Annotated in this window: 18 protein-coding genes; 3 read left to right on the forward strand and 15 right to left on the reverse strand. The window is 56.2% G+C overall.

The features are described from left to right. Nucleotides 1–37 precede the first annotated feature (37 nt). Nucleotides 38–739, reverse strand: a complete 702-nt coding sequence (locus IM317_RS02770) for a pirin family protein (protein WP_033146726.1) — start codon at nucleotides 737–739, stop codon at nucleotides 38–40. Nucleotides 740–843: 104 nt separating this feature from the next. On the opposite strand from IM317_RS02770, the gene IM317_RS02775 reads away from it, so the two are divergent. Then, a complete protein-coding gene (locus IM317_RS02775) occupies nucleotides 844–1,746 on the forward strand; it encodes a LysR family transcriptional regulator (protein ID WP_029739659.1) in 903 nt (300 codons plus the stop codon). A gap of 46 nt (nucleotides 1,747–1,792) precedes the next feature. Here IM317_RS02775 and IM317_RS02780 read toward each other — a convergent pair whose 3' ends face one another. From IM317_RS02780 to IM317_RS02830, 11 genes are all read right to left on the reverse strand, one after another. Beyond that, a complete protein-coding gene (locus IM317_RS02780) occupies nucleotides 1,793–2,158 on the reverse strand; it encodes a DUF805 domain-containing protein (protein ID WP_029739660.1) in 366 nt (121 codons plus the stop codon). 106 nt (nucleotides 2,159–2,264) lie between these two features. Continuing rightward, entirely contained in the window at nucleotides 2,265–3,251 is a 987-nt protein-coding gene (locus tag IM317_RS02785; protein ID WP_033146724.1) for a glutathione S-transferase family protein, read from the reverse strand. A gap of 71 nt (nucleotides 3,252–3,322) precedes the next feature. Further along, nucleotides 3,323–3,715: a DoxX family protein gene (locus IM317_RS02790; RefSeq protein WP_023309292.1), complete on the reverse strand. Its 393-nt coding sequence runs from the start codon at nucleotides 3,713–3,715 to the stop codon at nucleotides 3,323–3,325. A 253-nt stretch (nucleotides 3,716–3,968) separates the two neighbouring features. Next, nucleotides 3,969–4,265, reverse strand: a complete 297-nt coding sequence (locus IM317_RS02795) for a YqjK-like family protein (RefSeq protein ID WP_033146723.1) — start codon at nucleotides 4,263–4,265, stop codon at nucleotides 3,969–3,971. A 2-nt stretch (nucleotides 4,266–4,267) separates the two neighbouring features. Further along, nucleotides 4,268–4,660, reverse strand: a complete 393-nt coding sequence (locus IM317_RS02800; protein WP_023333540.1) for a phage holin family protein — start codon at nucleotides 4,658–4,660, stop codon at nucleotides 4,268–4,270. A gap of 1 nt (nucleotide 4,661) precedes the next feature. Continuing rightward, nucleotides 4,662–4,967 (reverse strand): YqjD family protein, encoded by a 306-nt coding sequence (locus tag IM317_RS02805; RefSeq protein ID WP_008503141.1) that lies wholly within the window; start codon nucleotides 4,965–4,967, stop codon nucleotides 4,662–4,664. A 31-nt stretch (nucleotides 4,968–4,998) separates the two neighbouring features. Continuing rightward, a complete protein-coding gene (locus IM317_RS02810; protein ID WP_033146722.1) occupies nucleotides 4,999–5,367 on the reverse strand; it encodes a DUF1090 domain-containing protein in 369 nt (122 codons plus the stop codon). A 142-nt stretch (nucleotides 5,368–5,509) separates the two neighbouring features. Then, nucleotides 5,510–5,893 (reverse strand): EnvZ/OmpR regulon moderator MzrA, encoded by a 384-nt coding sequence (mzrA, locus tag IM317_RS02815; protein ID WP_033146721.1) that lies wholly within the window; start codon nucleotides 5,891–5,893, stop codon nucleotides 5,510–5,512. A 2-nt stretch (nucleotides 5,894–5,895) separates the two neighbouring features. After that, complete coding sequence (gene yqjA, locus IM317_RS02820) at nucleotides 5,896–6,558, reverse strand: DedA family general envelope maintenance protein YqjA (protein ID WP_024906405.1); 663 nt, start codon at nucleotides 6,556–6,558, stop codon at nucleotides 5,896–5,898. A gap of 344 nt (nucleotides 6,559–6,902) precedes the next feature. Beyond that, nucleotides 6,903–7,679, reverse strand: a complete 777-nt coding sequence (gene exuR / locus IM317_RS02825) for a transcriptional regulator ExuR (RefSeq protein WP_033146720.1) — start codon at nucleotides 7,677–7,679, stop codon at nucleotides 6,903–6,905. A 115-nt stretch (nucleotides 7,680–7,794) separates the two neighbouring features. After that, nucleotides 7,795–9,093: an MFS transporter gene (locus tag IM317_RS02830; protein WP_023333537.1), complete on the reverse strand. Its 1,299-nt coding sequence runs from the start codon at nucleotides 9,091–9,093 to the stop codon at nucleotides 7,795–7,797. 475 nt (nucleotides 9,094–9,568) lie between these two features. Between IM317_RS02830 and uxaC the strand changes: the two genes are divergently transcribed. Next, the gene (gene uxaC, locus IM317_RS02835) at nucleotides 9,569–10,981 is read left to right on the forward strand and encodes a glucuronate isomerase (protein WP_033146719.1); all 1,413 of its coding nucleotides are present in this window, start codon (nucleotides 9,569–9,571) and stop codon (nucleotides 10,979–10,981) included. A 17-nt stretch (nucleotides 10,982–10,998) separates the two neighbouring features. Beyond that, entirely contained in the window at nucleotides 10,999–12,486 is a 1,488-nt protein-coding gene (locus IM317_RS02840; protein WP_033146718.1) for a UxaA family hydrolase, read from the forward strand. A gap of 92 nt (nucleotides 12,487–12,578) precedes the next feature. On the opposite strand, the gene sstT is transcribed toward IM317_RS02840, so the two are convergent. The 3 genes from sstT to IM317_RS02855 all read right to left on the reverse strand — a co-directional run bounded on the left by sstT (nucleotide 12,579) and on the right by IM317_RS02855 (nucleotide 16,257). Next, a complete protein-coding gene (sstT, locus tag IM317_RS02845) occupies nucleotides 12,579–13,820 on the reverse strand; it encodes a serine/threonine transporter SstT (protein WP_033146717.1) in 1,242 nt (413 codons plus the stop codon). 219 nt (nucleotides 13,821–14,039) lie between these two features. Then, entirely contained in the window at nucleotides 14,040–15,008 is a 969-nt protein-coding gene (locus tag IM317_RS02850; RefSeq protein WP_029739669.1) for a TerC family protein, read from the reverse strand. Nucleotides 15,009–15,258: 250 nt separating this feature from the next. Beyond that, nucleotides 15,259–16,257 carry a Gfo/Idh/MocA family protein gene (locus IM317_RS02855; protein ID WP_033146716.1) on the reverse strand — a complete coding sequence of 333 codons (999 nt, stop codon included), beginning with the start codon at nucleotides 16,255–16,257 and terminating at the stop codon, nucleotides 15,259–15,261. Nucleotides 16,258–16,323: the final 66 nt, after the last annotated feature.

The raw sequence follows: 16,323 nt of genomic DNA on the forward strand, positions 1-16,323 counted from the left end.
CTCTCCCATTGGGAGAGGGTTAGGGTGAGAGCATTCTCTAAACCGGCAAATCAATCAGCAGCGCGCGCAGCGGCGTATCCGCCACCAGGGTGATATTCGCTTCATCACGAATAAACGCCCCGTCGCCGCAGGTGAGCGCTTCTTTCTCTTCCGTGTGCGTCACCGCATGTACCGTACCGTGAATAGACTGCAAATAGGCGCGCGGACCATGAAGCTGGAAGCTCGCCTGATCACCTTTCTTCAGTTCGATATGGTGCAGCCAGACCTGCTGGCGCAGCTGCAGACTACCTTTACTGCCGTCCGGCGATGCAATCAGCTGCTGCTTATCGCCCGTTAAATCTAACTTCTGTACCAGCGGATTTTCCCGCTCGGGGCAGGCGTCCAGCCACAGCTGCATACGGGTCAGCGTTTTGTCTTTGCTGAGGTTATGCTCGCTGTAGCTGATGCCCGGCTGCGTGGAAATTAACAACGCTTCGCCAGCCTTTGCCTGGACATGATTGCCCTCGCTATCGCGGTATTCTGCCTCGCCTTCCAGGATCAGGTTCAGGATATCGACTTTCGGGTACGTACGCGGCTGGAAGGAGGCGCCCGGGGCGAGCACTTCCTGGTTTAACACGCGCAGTGAAGCGTAACCGAGGAGTTTAGGGTCAAAGTAGTGTCCAAAGGAAAAGGTGTAGCGGGCCTGCAGCCAACCGAAATCGGCTTGTCCGCACTGTTTAGCTGTTCTTGTCGTAATCATAAACTTGACCTCTCTTTACACTAAAACAATGGTAAAGGTATGGACGCTGCATTGTTAGCCAGATATTCTGCCCGGTATGTTCAAATTTCCTGAATGAGAACGAGATGGCTAAAGAGAGAGCATTGACGCTTGAGGCGCTTCGCGTCATGGACGCGATTGACCGGCGCGGCAGTTTTGCGGCGGCGGCAGATGAGCTGGGGCGCGTTCCGTCTGCGCTAAGCTACACCATGCAGAAGCTGGAGGAAGAGCTGGACGTGGTGCTGTTTGACCGCTCCGGTCATCGAACAAAATTCACCAACGTGGGGCGAATGCTGCTGGAGCGCGGCCGCGTGCTGCTGGAAGCGGCGGACAAGCTCACGACGGACGCCGAAGCGCTGGCGCGCGGCTGGGAAACCCATCTGACGTTAGTTACCGAAGCGCTGGTGCCGACAGAAGCGCTGTTCCCGCTGGTGGACCGCCTGGCGGCGAAGGCCAATACGCAGCTGTCAATCATCACCGAGGTGCTGGCAGGCGCGTGGGAACGTCTGGAAACGGGCAGGGCGGATATTGTGATTGCGCCGGACATGCACTTCCGTTCCTCATCGGAAATCAACTCGCGCAAGCTCTACAGCGTGATGAACGTCTATGTTGCCGCACCTAATCACCCGATTCACCAGGAGCCGGAGCCGCTCTCTGAAGTGACGCGCGTGAAGTATCGCGGCGTGGCGGTAGCGGATACCGCGCGCGAGCGTCCGGTGCTGACGGTGCAGCTGCTGGATAAACAGCCTCGTCTGACGGTCACGTCACTGGAAGACAAACGGCAGGCGCTATTGGCCGGTCTGGGCGTGGCGACCATGCCGTACCCGTTTGTCGAAAAAGACATTGCAGAAGGGCGGCTGCGCGTTGTCAGCCCTGAATATAGCCACGAGGTGGATATCATTATGGCGTGGCGCCGTGACAGCATGGGCGAAGCCAAATCATGGTGTTTACGCGAAATTCCGAAGCTTTTCACGCAATACAATAAATAAAATCTTAATTGGTAGGCCCGGTAAGCGAAGCGCCACCGGGCTTTTTTTATGCGCCGATCTTAGGATCCGGACCAAAGCGGTTTTCGCCCGGCGTCCCGCTCTGGCAGTTGAAGATCAAAATCACGATCCAGCCAATAATCGGGATCAGCAGCAGCAATAACCACCACGCTGAACGATCGGTGTCGTGTAGTCGACGGAACAGCACCGCCCACGATGGCAGCAGGACTAACAGGCCATAAATGGTGGTCAGCACGCCTTCACCGCCAGCCCGCTCCCAGCCAAGAATTTTATCCACAATACCCAGCACCATAATGAGAATGAAGTTCACCAGAACGAACATCCAGTACTCTTTGCGGCGGGCACGGCCACCAAATCCAATGTAGTTACGCAGTACTTTTAAATACCAGTCCATTTTCCTTGCCTCATTAGTCAGTCAATCACTTGTTTTCTAAGCGATCGAGGTAAGGATAGATGGAGATTGTGAATTAAAAAAGGGCATCTGGTGATGCCCTTCGTATTTATCCAAATCGGACGTCGCGCCCGTGAGGTTCATCCAGATCCTGCCACGGCCCAATGGAGATAATGCCCGTCGGGTTGATGGTTTTGTGGCTGCGGAAATAGTGGGTGCGGATATGGTCGAAATCGACCGTGTCGGCAATACCCGGCATCTGGTAGATGTCACGCAGGAAACCATGCAGGTTCAGGTAATCGCTGATGCGGTGTTTGTCGCACTTAAAGTGGGTGACATAGACCGGATCGAAGCGAACCAGCGTGGTCCACAGGCGGATGTCCGCTTCCGTCAGGCGATCGCCCGTCAGGTAGCGATGCTGGCCCAGGATCTGCTCCAGACGCTCCAGCGATTCAAACACCTTTCCAACCGCTTCGTCATACGCTTCCTGGCTGGTGGCGAAACCTGCCTTGTAGACACCGTTGTTGACGTTGTCGTAAATCCAGCTGTTCAGCTCGTCAATTTTCTCTCGCAGCTCAGCCGGATAATAATCTCCGGCACGGGCGCCGTGCGCGTCAAAGGCGGTATTGAACATGCGGATGATTTCCGCAGACTCATTGCTGACAATCGTCTGGTTTTTCTTGTCCCACAGCACCGGCACGGTAACGCGCCCGGTGTAGTGCGGATCGGCGCGCAGATAGAGCTGGTAAAGGAAATCGTGGTGGTAGAGATCGTCGCCGGTCGCCGCGGGGAAATCACTGTCAAACGTCCAGCCGTTTTCCAGCATCAGCGGGTTCACGACCGAAACCGGAATTAAGGATTCGAGACCTTTAAGCTTGCGCACAATCAGCGTGCGGTGTGCCCACGGGCAGGCAAGCGAAACATAAAGATGATAACGGTCTTTCTCAGCCGCGAAGCCGCCTTCGCCGCTCGGGCCTGGTGCGCCGTCGGCGGTCAGCCAGTTACGGAAGGCCGAAACTGAGCGCTTGAAGCGACCTCCGGTGGATTTGGTGTCATACCAGACATCCTGCCATACGCCGTCTACGAGTTGTCCCATTTTTTCTCCTCCGTCAGATAGCAAAAGCGAGGAGATGTCTCCTCGCTTTGTGTTCATTCAGTATAGCGTGCTTACCACTTCTTATTCAGAACGCGGTCGATGCTGTATGCGCCCGGACCAGTGACGGCCAGCAGCAGGAAGCCACCCGCGATGGTCAGGTTTTTCATGAACATCAGAGAGTTCACGCCTTCCGCAAAGTTGCTGTGGAAGATGAACGCCGTCAGCACGGTGAAGCCTGCGGTAAACAGCGCGGTAGTACGGGTCAGGAAGCCGAACAGTACCGCCAGGCCGCCGCCGAACTCAAGAAGAATGGTCAGCGGCAGCAGGAACCCCGGAACGCCCATGGCTTCCATATACTGCTGGGTACCCGCATAACCGGTGATTTTTCCCCAACCTGCCACGATGAACAGAATTGGCATCAGAATACGCGCGACCAGTACACCAACATCTTCTAATTTTTTCATTTTACTCTCCAGGAAACCACATGAGCGGCTGAACATTATTTGTCTGCAATTCCGGGTAGATACCGCGGCGTTGCTGTCGATGGAGAGGATAATAAACGGGGCGGGTGGTAATTGTTAGCAAGGAAAACTGTCAATCTTCTTCAAAGATATTGAGTAAGGGTGCGTGCGCGCTGGTGCCCTGATCCCAACCCTCTCCCGCTGAGAGAGGCCGCAAAAACAAAAAACGGTAACCAGGGTTACCGTTTTGCTTTTATCACCGCAGCTGCTGCTGCCGTAACGTTGCTTTCACCAGACGCCAGGCGCTCCAGGCGCCGAATCCACGACGAGCCCAGCGGATCAGCATGTTCGGATGACGAACCGTCCAGATCGCCATTACGCTGCTGCCGACCAGCGCCCACGAACGCAGGCTCAGAACGGTATTCCAGCCCCGGTCAAACCGTCGCGTCGCGTCAATCCAGTCGCGACGACTGGCCGACAGATCCAGCCGTTGCTGCTGGATCTGGCTTAACAGGTACGCTTTTCGCTTTTGACGTTCGGCTTTATCGCTCACGGCTAGTCATCCTCCAGCAGAGCGCGATCGTTCGCCAGCTCCTGACGCGTATGGCGCAGGAAAGTGGACTTGCGCGCTTTACGCAGCGTCCAGATACCGCCTATCAACGCGGCGACCAGCAGAACGACGGTGGTGGCAATCATCGCGTTAAGACGATACTGCGGATCGATGGCCCAGATGATTAACACCATCAGGCTCATCAGACCAAACGCGGCAAAGAGCATGGTCAGCCCGAGCATTAGCAGCATCTGGAAGAGGTTCGCTTTCTCCTCTTCCAGCTCCACCACTGCCAGCCGGACGCGCGTTTCGGCAATCCCGACCAGCGTCGTTAAAATACGCTGGCCGATGCCGAGGACGTTGTTAGCAGGCCCTTGTGCGTGACGAGGATCTTCCATATCAACGACGCGTCAGAAGGACACCCAGTACCACACCCACTGCGGCACCAATCCCTACACCCGTCCATGGATTATCACGCACATATTCGTCCGCGCGGGCAGCCGCTTCGCGGGTCTGTTTCGCCAGCGCATCACCGGTTTCACCCAGGCGATAGCGGCTCTCTTTCAGCGCCTGCTCCGCCTTGCTGCGCAGCTTGCTGACCTCTTCTTTTGACTTGTCAGCAGAGGAGTTCAGCACCTCTTCAAGGGTATCGGCCAGGGATTTCAGTTCAGCTCGCAGATGTTCAGACGTCGTATCTTTTGACATGATTCTCTCTCCTGTTGAGATTTCCGTTAACTCAATAAACGCGAGCTTCCAGCGCTTTCAGGTCATCCTGCGCTTCTTTCAACTTCTTCTCGCGCTTAGCAATTTTTTCCGCATCTCCTTTCTCTTTCGCTTCCTGCAGGTCGCGACGGCGCTCGGCTATCTCGTCCTTCTGTTCAGCGATTTTCTTCTTGTGATCGGCACGAAGCTTGCTGTCTGAACAGTTCGCTTTCACTTCGCTCAGCGCTTTTTTAAGACCATCAACACGGTGCTGATTGTTATGCTTTTCGGCATAACCGATCTCACGCTGAATATCCTGTTCTTTCTCCTGACAGAGAGAGTTTGCGAAGGATGCTGTGCTTAAAGAAAAAAGGGCCAGAGCCAGAGTCATGCGGAATTTCATTATCGAAACCTTCCATTGTGTTGCGGCGTTAGCCGCTATCCAAAGTTATGCGGAGTACATCGAGGGGTGCTCCGCGTACTTAAGCATAGTAAGTAAACGGGGGATTCACCAAAGTGAGTGAAAAGATTCGGAATCCTGGAAGTTATCCAAACCGATGCGACGTATCGCGAATCAATGACAGCCAGGCTGCAGGCTGGTTGTCATCTTCCTGCTGGGCAATGATATACCCGTGCGGCAGGGTACGGTCGAGAACCACTTTCGCGGCGGCACTTTGCGCACGGGAATCAAACTTGATCAGTAAAACATCGTCCTGCGGGGTAATGCTCTTAAAGCGGATCCCGTTCGCATCCAGATGATGCCAGACAGAAAAACCGTCAGGCACGCTGGCGCCCTGGTTTACCGGGCGAATAGCCAGCGTCGATTCCTGATGCGAAAGCGCGCTCCATGCCAGCAGCATGGCGCTGAGGACGATCAGCGTAATCACGGCAACGGCAAAACGGCGCAGGGCGAGCGGTGAGATAGCCATCGTTAGCCTCTGGCTCCGTATTTCTTCTTCCACAGGACAACCAGTGAGCCAATCAGGCCGAAGACCAGCAGAACCACAGGCAGCAGCATCAGGCAGGACATCAGCTGGTCTTCATATTTCATAAAGACCGGCGTTTTACCCAGCGCATAGCCGAGCGTCGTCAGAATTAGCACCCATAGCAGGCCGCTCATCCAGTTAAAGAACTGGAAGCGCGTGCTGCTCAACCCCGACAGACCGGCAATGGTCGGCAGCAGGGTGCGAACAAAGGCGATAAAGCGGCCAATCAACAGCGCGGAAAGCCCGTGCTTGTGGAAAAGGTGGTGCGCCCGCTGGTGATAATGCGCAGGAAGATGAGAAAGCCAGTTCTGGACGATCCGGGTATTGCCCAGCCATCGTCCCTGGATATAGCTCACCCAGCAGCCGAGGCTTGCCGCAACGGTCAGTAATAAAATGGTGTGTGGAAACGCCATCGCCCCTTTGGCACACAGCACGCCGACAAGCACCAGCAAACTGTCACCGGGCAGGAAAGCAGCAGGCAGCAAACCGTTCTCAAGGAACAGGATCATAAACAAGACGAAATAGAGCATGCCAATCATGGAAGGGTTGGCCAGCGTTTCAAAATCCTGCGCCCAGAGGGCATGCAGTAGTTGGGTCAAAAGTTCCATTCAGTGTTCCTGGAAATCGGTTAACGTCACGCCTGTTATCCGGGACAAACAGCACGGCGACATTGTTGTGATTTCATTATGGTCGCTCGCGGACACATTGCGGTGTGGCCAACACTGTTCCCTGTTAATTGGCTGGTTAGCAAGCACTAACTTACAAAATAAGGAATTGAATCCAATTGTAACAAAGCCCAACGTTCTGCGTCACAGAATTTGCAGGGGTGAGTTGATTTTGGCGTAAGCCCAGGAAGTGAGCGAGGGGATTTACAAAGGCTGACACTATATATGTTTTGCTTACTCCTGTAAGCCGGAAGGCGCGACGTAGCGCCTGCCAGCAGAAAGGTCATCTATTTTGCGGCACTGGGGGCCGTATCGAGATGAACAACCGGATTATCGGCAAAAAGATAGCGGTCAGCGTTAAATTCGAAGTCATCGCTGGTTTCGTTGAACAGCATCTGCTTGGTGTTTTCCAGGTGCTGCCACATCGCCAGCTTAGCGGCATGCGGATCTTTACGAATCAGCGCCTTAAGGATTTGGTCGTGATCGTCGCACCAGTTGTCGACGGTACGGGAATCGATATGGTCGTGCAGTTTTTTCCAGTACGGGTTGTGAACGCGCTGAGTCCACATTTTTTCAACGATTGCCGCCAGGGCCGTATTTTGGGTTGCCAGGGCGACCTGAACGTGGAACTGCAGATCCCACTCTGAATCGCGGAAACATTTCTCCTTACGGGCATTTTCCTGGATCTCCATCAGCTTCATGATGTCCTGCTTGGTCACCTGCGTCGCCGCAAACTCAGCAGTATTGCTTTCGATCAGCTGGCGAGCCTGGAGCAGCTCAAACGGGCCATAGCTGGCGAATTCCAGACTTTCGTCCGCGACGGGAGAGTGTTTCGGCAGATTAGAAATCACGTGAATGCCGGAGCCTTTGCGTACCTCAACGTAGCCTTCCACTTCCAGCATGATAATTGCTTCACGCACCACGGTGCGGCTGACGCTTTTTTCATCCGCGATAAAGCGCTCGGCGGGAAGTTTATCACCGACAAGATAGACGCCTTGCTCGATGCGATCTTTCAGCTCCGCAGCAAGTTGTTGATATAAACGACGTGGTTCGGTGATTTCCATATGCGCTCCAGGCAGGGTACGGCAGATGATTTGTTATACCACTTTTGCGTGCCACTCTCCAGATTTTGCCATTAAAAAAGCCGCCCGGAGGCGGCTTCGGCGAAACGCATTTTCGCTAACTCTGCGTCGCCGGTTTCCCGAGTGACTCTTTCGCCAGCTCCTCTGCCGATTTGCTTTTCAGCACCGTCCAGATAACCACCGCACCCATCAGGTCGAAGATCGCCAGCACCGCGAACAGCGGGCTGAAGCCGATGGTATCCGCCAGCGCGCCGACCACCAGTGCAAACATGGTGCTCGCGGTCCAGGCGGCCATGCCGGTCAGACCGTTGGCGGTTGCCACTTCGTTACGACCAAAGACGTCAGACGAGAGCGTAATCAGCGCGCCGGACAGGGACTGGTGCGCAAAGCCACCGATGCACAGCAGGGCAATGGCGACGTACGGGCTGGTGAACAGGCCGATCATGCCTGGGCCTATCATCAGCAGTGCGCCCATGGTCACCACCATCTTACGGGAAACGATCAGGTTCACGCCAAACCAGCGCTGGAACAGCGGTGGCAGGTAGCCGCCCACGATACAGCCCAGGTCAGCGAACAGCATGGGCATCCAGGCGAACATCGCGATCTCTTTCAGGTTAAAGCCGTAAACTTTAAACATGAACAGGGGGATCCACGCGTTAAAGGTACCCCAGGCCGGTTCAGCCAGGAAACGCGGCAGGGCGATACCCCAGAACTGACGGGTGCCCAGGATCTGCCAGACGGTCATTTTTTTGCCGTTGTTGGTCTGATGCTGCGCTTCCTGACCGCCAATGATGTATTCACGTTCTTCTTCGGAGAGTTTTTTCTGATCGCGCGGGTGTTTGTAGAAAATCAGCCACGCCATCGCCCAGGCGAAGCTCAGCACGCCTGAGATGATGAACGCCATCTGCCAGCTGTGCATCACGATGGCCCACACCACCAGCGGCGGCGCTATCATCGCCCCAATGGACGAGCCCACGTTGAAGTAGCCGACCGCAATGGAACGCTCTTTCGCCGGGAACCACTCGGAGCTGGCCTTCAGGCCCGCCGGGATCATCGCGGCTTCAGCCGCACCGACCGCACCGCGCGCCAGCGCCAGTCCACCCCAGCTGCCTGCCAGCGCGGTTGCACCGCAGAACACCGCCCAGGCGATGGCGAAGAAGGCATAACCGATTTTGGTACCGAGAATGTCCAGCACATAGCCCGCAACAGGCTGCATGATGGTATACGCCGCGGAATAGGCGGCAATGATGTAGGAGTATTGCTGCGTGGAGATATGCAGCTCTTCCATCAACGTTGGCGCTGCTGCTGCCACGGTGTTACGCGTCAGGTAGCCCAGCACGGTGCCTAACGTCACCAGTGCGATCATATACCAACGTAACCCTTTAATTTTACGCATCTAAAACCTCATCGTTATGTTATTTCCGCGCCAGAGCACGGCAACCTCTCAACCGTTTCCGGGAGCAGTTGTGTAACGGGAGGGGCGTAACCAGGAGCATGTCCCGGAACGGCCCGAACCTTGCCATAAGTAAGCGTGCATAAGTCGGTATCCGTACCGTTAAACCCGATGTCTCTCACACCGGTAATGCATTCCGTCGGCTGAGTGTTTGCGACGGCGAAAAGATAACTTGTCATACAACTTTAAAAGGTGAGTGACATCACAAATGTATGATTCTTTGTGGGGACATTAATCGTCGCCCGCAAAGCCAGTATTGGCGCGGCCTGCAGAAGGGTTTGCTTCATTGAGGGTAATTTATTTGTTGGCGTTTATTGATCTCACTCACGAAAAAAGCTTCGATTGGTGGAAATTGGTGTGATAACTTTGCAGCATATGAACATACGCTTTCTGCGCTCCCGTAATGAGGAAGACGATAATGACGCCGTTTATGACCGAAGATTTTCTGTTAGATACCGAATTTGCTCGCCGCCTGTACCACGACTACGCAAAAGACCAGCCGATTTTCGACTACCACTGCCATTTACCGCCGCAGCAGGTTGCCGAAAATTATCGCTTCAAAAACCTGTATGACATCTGGCTGAAGGGTGACCACTATAAATGGCGTGCCATGCGCACCAACGGCGTGGCTGAGCGCCTGTGTACCGGCGATGCGACCGACCGCGAGAAGTTTGACGCCTGGGCGGCAACCGTTCCGCACACCATCGGCAACCCGCTTTACCACTGGACCCATCTTGAGCTCCGCCGTCCGTTTGGCATCACCGGTAAGTTGCTTTCCCCAACGACCGCGGATGAAATCTGGGATCGCTGCAACGCGCTGCTGGCGCAGGATAACTTCTCCGCGCGCGGCATCATGAAGCAGATGAACGTGAAGATGGTGGGCACCACCGACGATCCGATCGACTCCCTGGAGCATCATGCCGTTGTCGCGAAAGACACCTCTTTTGATATCAAAGTGCTGCCAAGCTGGCGCCCGGACAAAGCCTTCAACATTGAGCAGGCCACCTTCACCGACTACATGGCGAAGCTGGCGGAAGTGTCGGATACCGATATCCGTCGTTTCGCTGACCTGCAAACCGCGCTGACCAAACGTCTGGATCACTTCGCGGCGCACGGCTGTAAAGTGTCTGACCACGCGCTGGACGTAGTGCTGTTTGCGGAATCAAACGAAGCCGAGCTGGACAGCATTCTGGCGCGTCGTCTCTCTGGCGAAGGCTTAAGCGAGCACGAAGTGGCGCAGTTCAAAACGGCGGTGCTGGTATTCCTCGGTGCGGAATACGCGCGTCGCGGCTGGGTACAGCAGTACCATATCGGCGCGCTGCGCAATAACAACCTGCGCCAGTTCAAACTGATCGGCGCTGACGTGGGCTTCGACTCCATCAACGACCGACCGCTGGCGGAAGAGCTGTCAAAACTGCTGAGCAAACAGAACGAACAAAACCTGCTGCCTAAAACCATCCTGTACTGCCTGAACCCGCGCGATAACGAAGTGCTGGGTACCATGGTCGGCAACTTCCAGGGCGAAGGGATGCCGGGCAAGATGCAGTTCGGTTCCGGCTGGTGGTTTAACGATCAGAAAGATGGCATGGAGCGTCAGATGACGCAGCTCGCGCAGCTGGGCCTGCTGAGCCGCTTTGTCGGCATGCTGACCGACAGCCGCAGCTTCCTGTCCTATACCCGTCATGAATATTTCCGACGCATTCTGTGCCAGATGATTGGTCGCTGGGTACACGCGGGCGAAGCGCCAGCGGATATCCAGCTGCTGGGCGAAATGGTGAGAAACATCTGCTTTAACAATGCGCGTGACTACTTCGCCATTGAACTGAACTAAGGCCGTTTGAGGTTGATATGCAATACATCAAAATCCATTCGCTGGATAACGTGGCCGTCGCGCTGACGGATCTCGCTGAAGGCGACGTGGTGACCGTTGATAACCAGAGCGTCACCCTGCGTCAGGCGATCGTCCGTGGACACAAGTTTGCCCTGATCCCCATTGCGAAAGGGGAGAACGTGGTGAAGTACGGTTTGCCCATCGGCCATGCGCTGGCGGATATTGCGCCGGGTGAATACATTCACTCACACAATACCCGCACCAATCTGAGCGATCTGGACGAGTACAGCTATCAACCTGATTTACCTGCGGAAGAGCGTCAGGCGGCCGATCGTGAGGTGCAGATCTACCGTCGCGCCAACGGCGACGTGGGGATCCGCAACGAGCTGTGGATCCTCCCGACCGTCGGCTGCGTCAACGGAATTGCGCGCCAGATCCAGACGCGCTTCCTGAAAGAGACCAACAACGCCGAAGGGACTGACGGCGTGCATCTGTTCAGCCACACCTACGGCTGTTCCCAGCTCGGTGACGACCACATTAACACCCGCACCATGCTGCAAAACATGGTGCGTCACCCGAACGCGGGCGCGGTGCTGGTGATCGGCCTGGGATGCGAGAACAATCAGGTGGACGCCTTCCGCGACACGCTGGGCGAGTTCGATCCCGAGCGCGTGCATTTTATGGTGTGCCAGCATCAGGACGATGAAGTGGAAGCGGGCGTTGAGCAGCTTCACCAGCTTTATGAGGTGATGCGCCATGACAGGCGCGAGCCGGGCAAGCTGAGCGAGCTGAAGTTTGGGCTGGAGTGCGGCGGGTCAGATGGCCTTTCCGGCATTACCGCTAACCCGATGCTGGGCCGCTTCTCGGATTACGTGATTGCCAACGGCGGCACGACGGTGTTGACCGAAGTGCCGGAAATGTTCGGCGCGGAGCGTATTCTGATGAGCCACTGCCGCGACGAAGAAACCTTTGAGAAGACCGTCACCATGGTGAACGACTTCAAACAGTACTTCATCGCCCACAATCAGCCGATTTACGAGAACCCGTCGCCGGGCAACAAAGCGGGCGGGATCACCACGCTGGAAGAGAAATCCCTCGGCTGCACTCAGAAAGCGGGCGCGAGCCAGGTGGCCGACGTTCTGCGCTACGGCGAGCGCCTGAAAACTCACGGTCTGAACCTGCTGAGCGCACCGGGCAACGATGCGGTCGCCACCAGCGCGCTGGCGGGTGCCGGCTGCCATATGGTGCTGTTCAGTACCGGTCGCGGTACGCCGTACGGTGGTTTTGTGCCGACGGTGAAAATCGCTACCAACAGCGAGCTGGCGGCAAAGAAAAAGCACTGGATCGACTTTGATGCGGGCCAGCTGATTCACGGCAAAGCGATGCCGCAGCTGCTGACGGAGTTCGTGGATACTATCGTGGAATTTGCTAACGGCAGGCAGACCTGTAACGAGAAGAACGACTTCCGCGAGCTGGCGATCTTTAAGAGTGGTGTGACGCTTTAATCGGTGCGGCCTGATGCCCTCACCCTGACCCTCTCCCACGGGGAGAGGGGACAAACACTAAAAACGGCAACCTCAGGGTTGCCGTTTTGCTGTTAGCCTCGCAGGGGGTTCTTCGCTAAACGCGCGTCTTCCGCCTGACAGGCCGCTGCGGTAAACAGCACGTCGGTAGAGGAGTTCAGCGCTGTTTCGCAGGAGTCCTGCAGCACGCCGATGATAAAGCCGACGGCCACAACCTGCATCGCAATCTCGTTCGGGATGCCGAACATATTACACGCCAGGGGGATCAGCAGCAGCGAACCGCCCGCTACGCCGGATGCGCCACAGGCACACAGTGACGCCACCACGCTCAGCAGCAATGCGGTTGGCAGATCCACCGGAATGCCCAGCGTATGCACCGCCGCCAGGGTCAGCACGGTAATGGTGATTGCCGCGCCCGCCATGTTTACGGTTGCGCCCAGTGGGATCGACACGGAGTAGGTATCGCGGTCCAGGTTCAGCTTCTCCGCCAGCGCCATGTTAACCGGAATGTTCGCCGCAGAGCTGCGGGTGAAGAAGGCATACACGCCGCTTTCGCGCAGGCAGGTCAGCACCAGCGGATACGGGTTGCGGCGGATCTGCCAGAACACCAGCAGCGGGTTGATCACCAGCGCCACCAGCAGCATACAGCCGACCAGCACAACCAGCAGCTGCGCGTAGCCCCACAGCGCGTCGAAACCGGTGGTTGCAAGCGTAGAGGAGACCAGCCCGAAAATACCGATTGGCGCAAAGCGAATCACCAGCTTCACCATAAAGGTCACGGCGTTGGACAGATCGTTGACCAGGTTTTTCGTGGTGTCGTTACCGTGACGCAGCGCGAAGCCCAGACCAATCGCCCAGACCAGGATGCCAATGTAGTTTCCGCTCATCAGCGCGGTGATGGGGTTAGAAACCATGCTCATCAGCAGTCCGCGAAGCACTTCGACAATGCCGGATGGCGGCGTGATGTCACCGGCCGCGCTGGTCAGGTGCAGCGTGGACGGGAACAGGAAGCTAAACACCACGGCCGTTAAGGCAGCCGAGAAGGTTCCCAGCAGATACAGGAACAGAATGGGGCGAATGTTGGTTTTTTGTCCGTGCTGGTGGTTGGCAATCGACGCCATGACCAGCATCAGAACCAGTACCGGTGCGACGGCCTTCAGTGCGCCAACGAAAAGGGTCCCGAGCAGCCCCGTAGCCTCCGCAGCAGGTTTTGACACCATCGCCAGCAGAATACCCAGCACCAGCCCGACCAGAATTTGTTTAACGAGGCTGCCCTGCGCCAGGCGCGCGAACAGTCCGCTTGATTGTGTGCTCATACGTATTTCCTGAGTGAAATTGCGTTCCATCCCGGATGTGCTCTTAGTCACATTTATGTCCGGATGTAAGTAAATGTTTGCCTGGTCGAGTATAGGGAATGCGCGAAAGGAAGAAAGCGTAAAATGCTGGATTTTACGTGTTGCATCATATTTTTTAACTGCTGCGTTACAAAAGTGTGTTCACCCTCTCCCTGCGGGAGAGGGCTGGGGTGAGGGGGATTACTCCACCTGCTGCTTCTTATCGTGCTGGCGGTTAACCCAGGTATTGATAATCAGCGTCACGATCAGAATGCCAAACACCACGCCGAGCGAAATGGCGATCGGGATATGGTAGAAATCGACGATCAGCATCTTGATGCCGATAAACACCAGGATCACCGACAGACCGTACTTCAGCATCGAGAATCGCTCCGCCGCGCCCGCCAGCAGGAAGTACATCGCACGCAGGCCGAGAATGGCGAACAGGTTAGACGTCAGGACGATGAACGGGTCGGTGGTCACCGCGAAGATCGCCGGAATGCTGTCCACCGCGAAAATCACGTCGCTCAGCTCAACCAGAATCAGTACCAGCAGCAGCGGAGTGGCGAACAGCAGGCCGTTCTTGCGCACGAAGAAGTGCTCGCTCTCGATCTTGTCGGTCATGCGCAGATGCCCACGGATCCACTTCACCAGCGGGCGATCGCCAATCGCGGAGCCGTCTTCTTTCGCCAGCGCCATTTTGACCCCGGTGAACAGCAGGAACGCGCCGAAGACGTACAGCAGCCATTCGAACTGGGTAATCAGCCAGCTGCCGGCGAAGATCATGATGGTACGCAGGATAATCGCGCCCAGCACGCCGTACACCAGCACGCGTCGCTGCAGGGCAGCAGGCACGGCAAAGTAGCTGAACAGCATCAGCCAGACGAAGACGTTATCAACCGCCAGGGCTTTTTCAATCAGATAACCGGTGAGGAAGGCGAGCGCCTGAGGGTCGGCCACCGCGCGGCCTTCGGTCGAGGCCAGGTACCACCAGAAGGCGGCACAGAACAGCAGGGAGAGGGTGACCCACACCAGAGACCAGGCCGCAGCCTGTTTGATGCTCATGCCGTGTGCGCCGCGACGCCCCTGCAAAAAGAGGTCGATCGCCAGCATGATGAGCACGACAACCGCGAATCCGCCCCACAACATTGGAGTGCCGACAGAATGCATACTATTTTCCTTACACATAAAAAACAAAAACGGCCATGGTCAGAAGACGATAGCCGTTAGCTTTTTATGCATAGACCTCGCCTTCCGGCAAGGTCTCACTTACAACCACGAAGGTTGCCCGGCGACCGGATGCGTGTTTAACGCATCGTAATGACGATCCACCGGCGAAGAAGTTACTCCCCTTTGCAGGTAACAAAATATGTCAGACCATTGGTTTCGTCAATGGTCTGCGCCGTTTCATTACACAGCTTTACGCGATCGCTTCCGCGCTCACGCCGTCTGCCGGGAATACCACGCCGGTCTGGCGACGGATCTCCGTTTGCAGCTTCGCCGTGGTGCGGCTCACCGCGAGGCCGGGGTGATTCACTTCGTTGTCTTCCACCAGACGGGCGAAGACCTCTGCCTCATAGAGCATAGTGTTAATATGCTGAGGCTGCGTCAGCTCCTGCGCTTTGCCGCCGCGCGGCACAAAGCTCACTTTCTGGCACTCGGAGATCTTCTCGATAACCAGCGAGCCCGCTTCGCCCTGAATTTCGCTCGGCAGCACGGAATCGCTGACTTTGGAGTGCTGTAGCGTGACGCTGAAATCACCGTAATCCAGCACCGCAACACCGTGCGCATCCACGCCGCTCTCCAGCAGGCTGGCGGTGGCGCTGACGCCGTGCGGTTCGCCCCACAGGGCCACGGCAGAGGCCAGGCAATAGAAACCGATATCCATAATCGAGCCGTTCGAGAACGCCGGGTTAAAGGTGTTGGGGTTCTCGCCGTCCAGGTAGCGCTGGTAGCGCGACGAGTACTGGCAGTAGTTGATAAAGGCTTTACGCACTTTGCCAATTTTCGGCAGGGACTGCTGCAGCAGCAGGAAATTCGGCAGGCTGGCGGTTTTGAACGCTTCGAACAGCACCACCTGGTTTTCGCGGGCAAGCGCAATGGCCGCTTCCACTTCCTCAATATTTGACGCCAGCGGCTTCTCGCAAATCACATGCTTTTTATGGCTGAGGAACAGCTTCGTTTGCGGGAAGTGCAGGGAGTTCGGGCTGGCGATATACACCGCGTCAATAGCGTCGCTTTGCGCCATGTCATCAAGCGAAGTGAAGAGATGCTCAACGAGGTAATCGTTGGCAAAACTCTGCGCCTGCTCAAGGCTGCGGGAATAGACTGCGGTAAGCTTAAGTTTGCCGGTTTCGTGGGCGGCGTCGACGAACTGGCGCGTGATCCAGTTCGTACCAATGACTGCGAAACGTATCATAAACGTTTACGTACTCCGTAGCGGGGAACCTTTAGCCACTGTAGCACGTCATCATGACAATTCGCG

The organism is Enterobacter cloacae complex sp. S3, assembly GCF_014930495.1.
In the GTDB taxonomy this organism is placed as follows: Bacteria; Pseudomonadota; Gammaproteobacteria; order Enterobacterales; family Enterobacteriaceae; genus Enterobacter; species Enterobacter asburiae_B.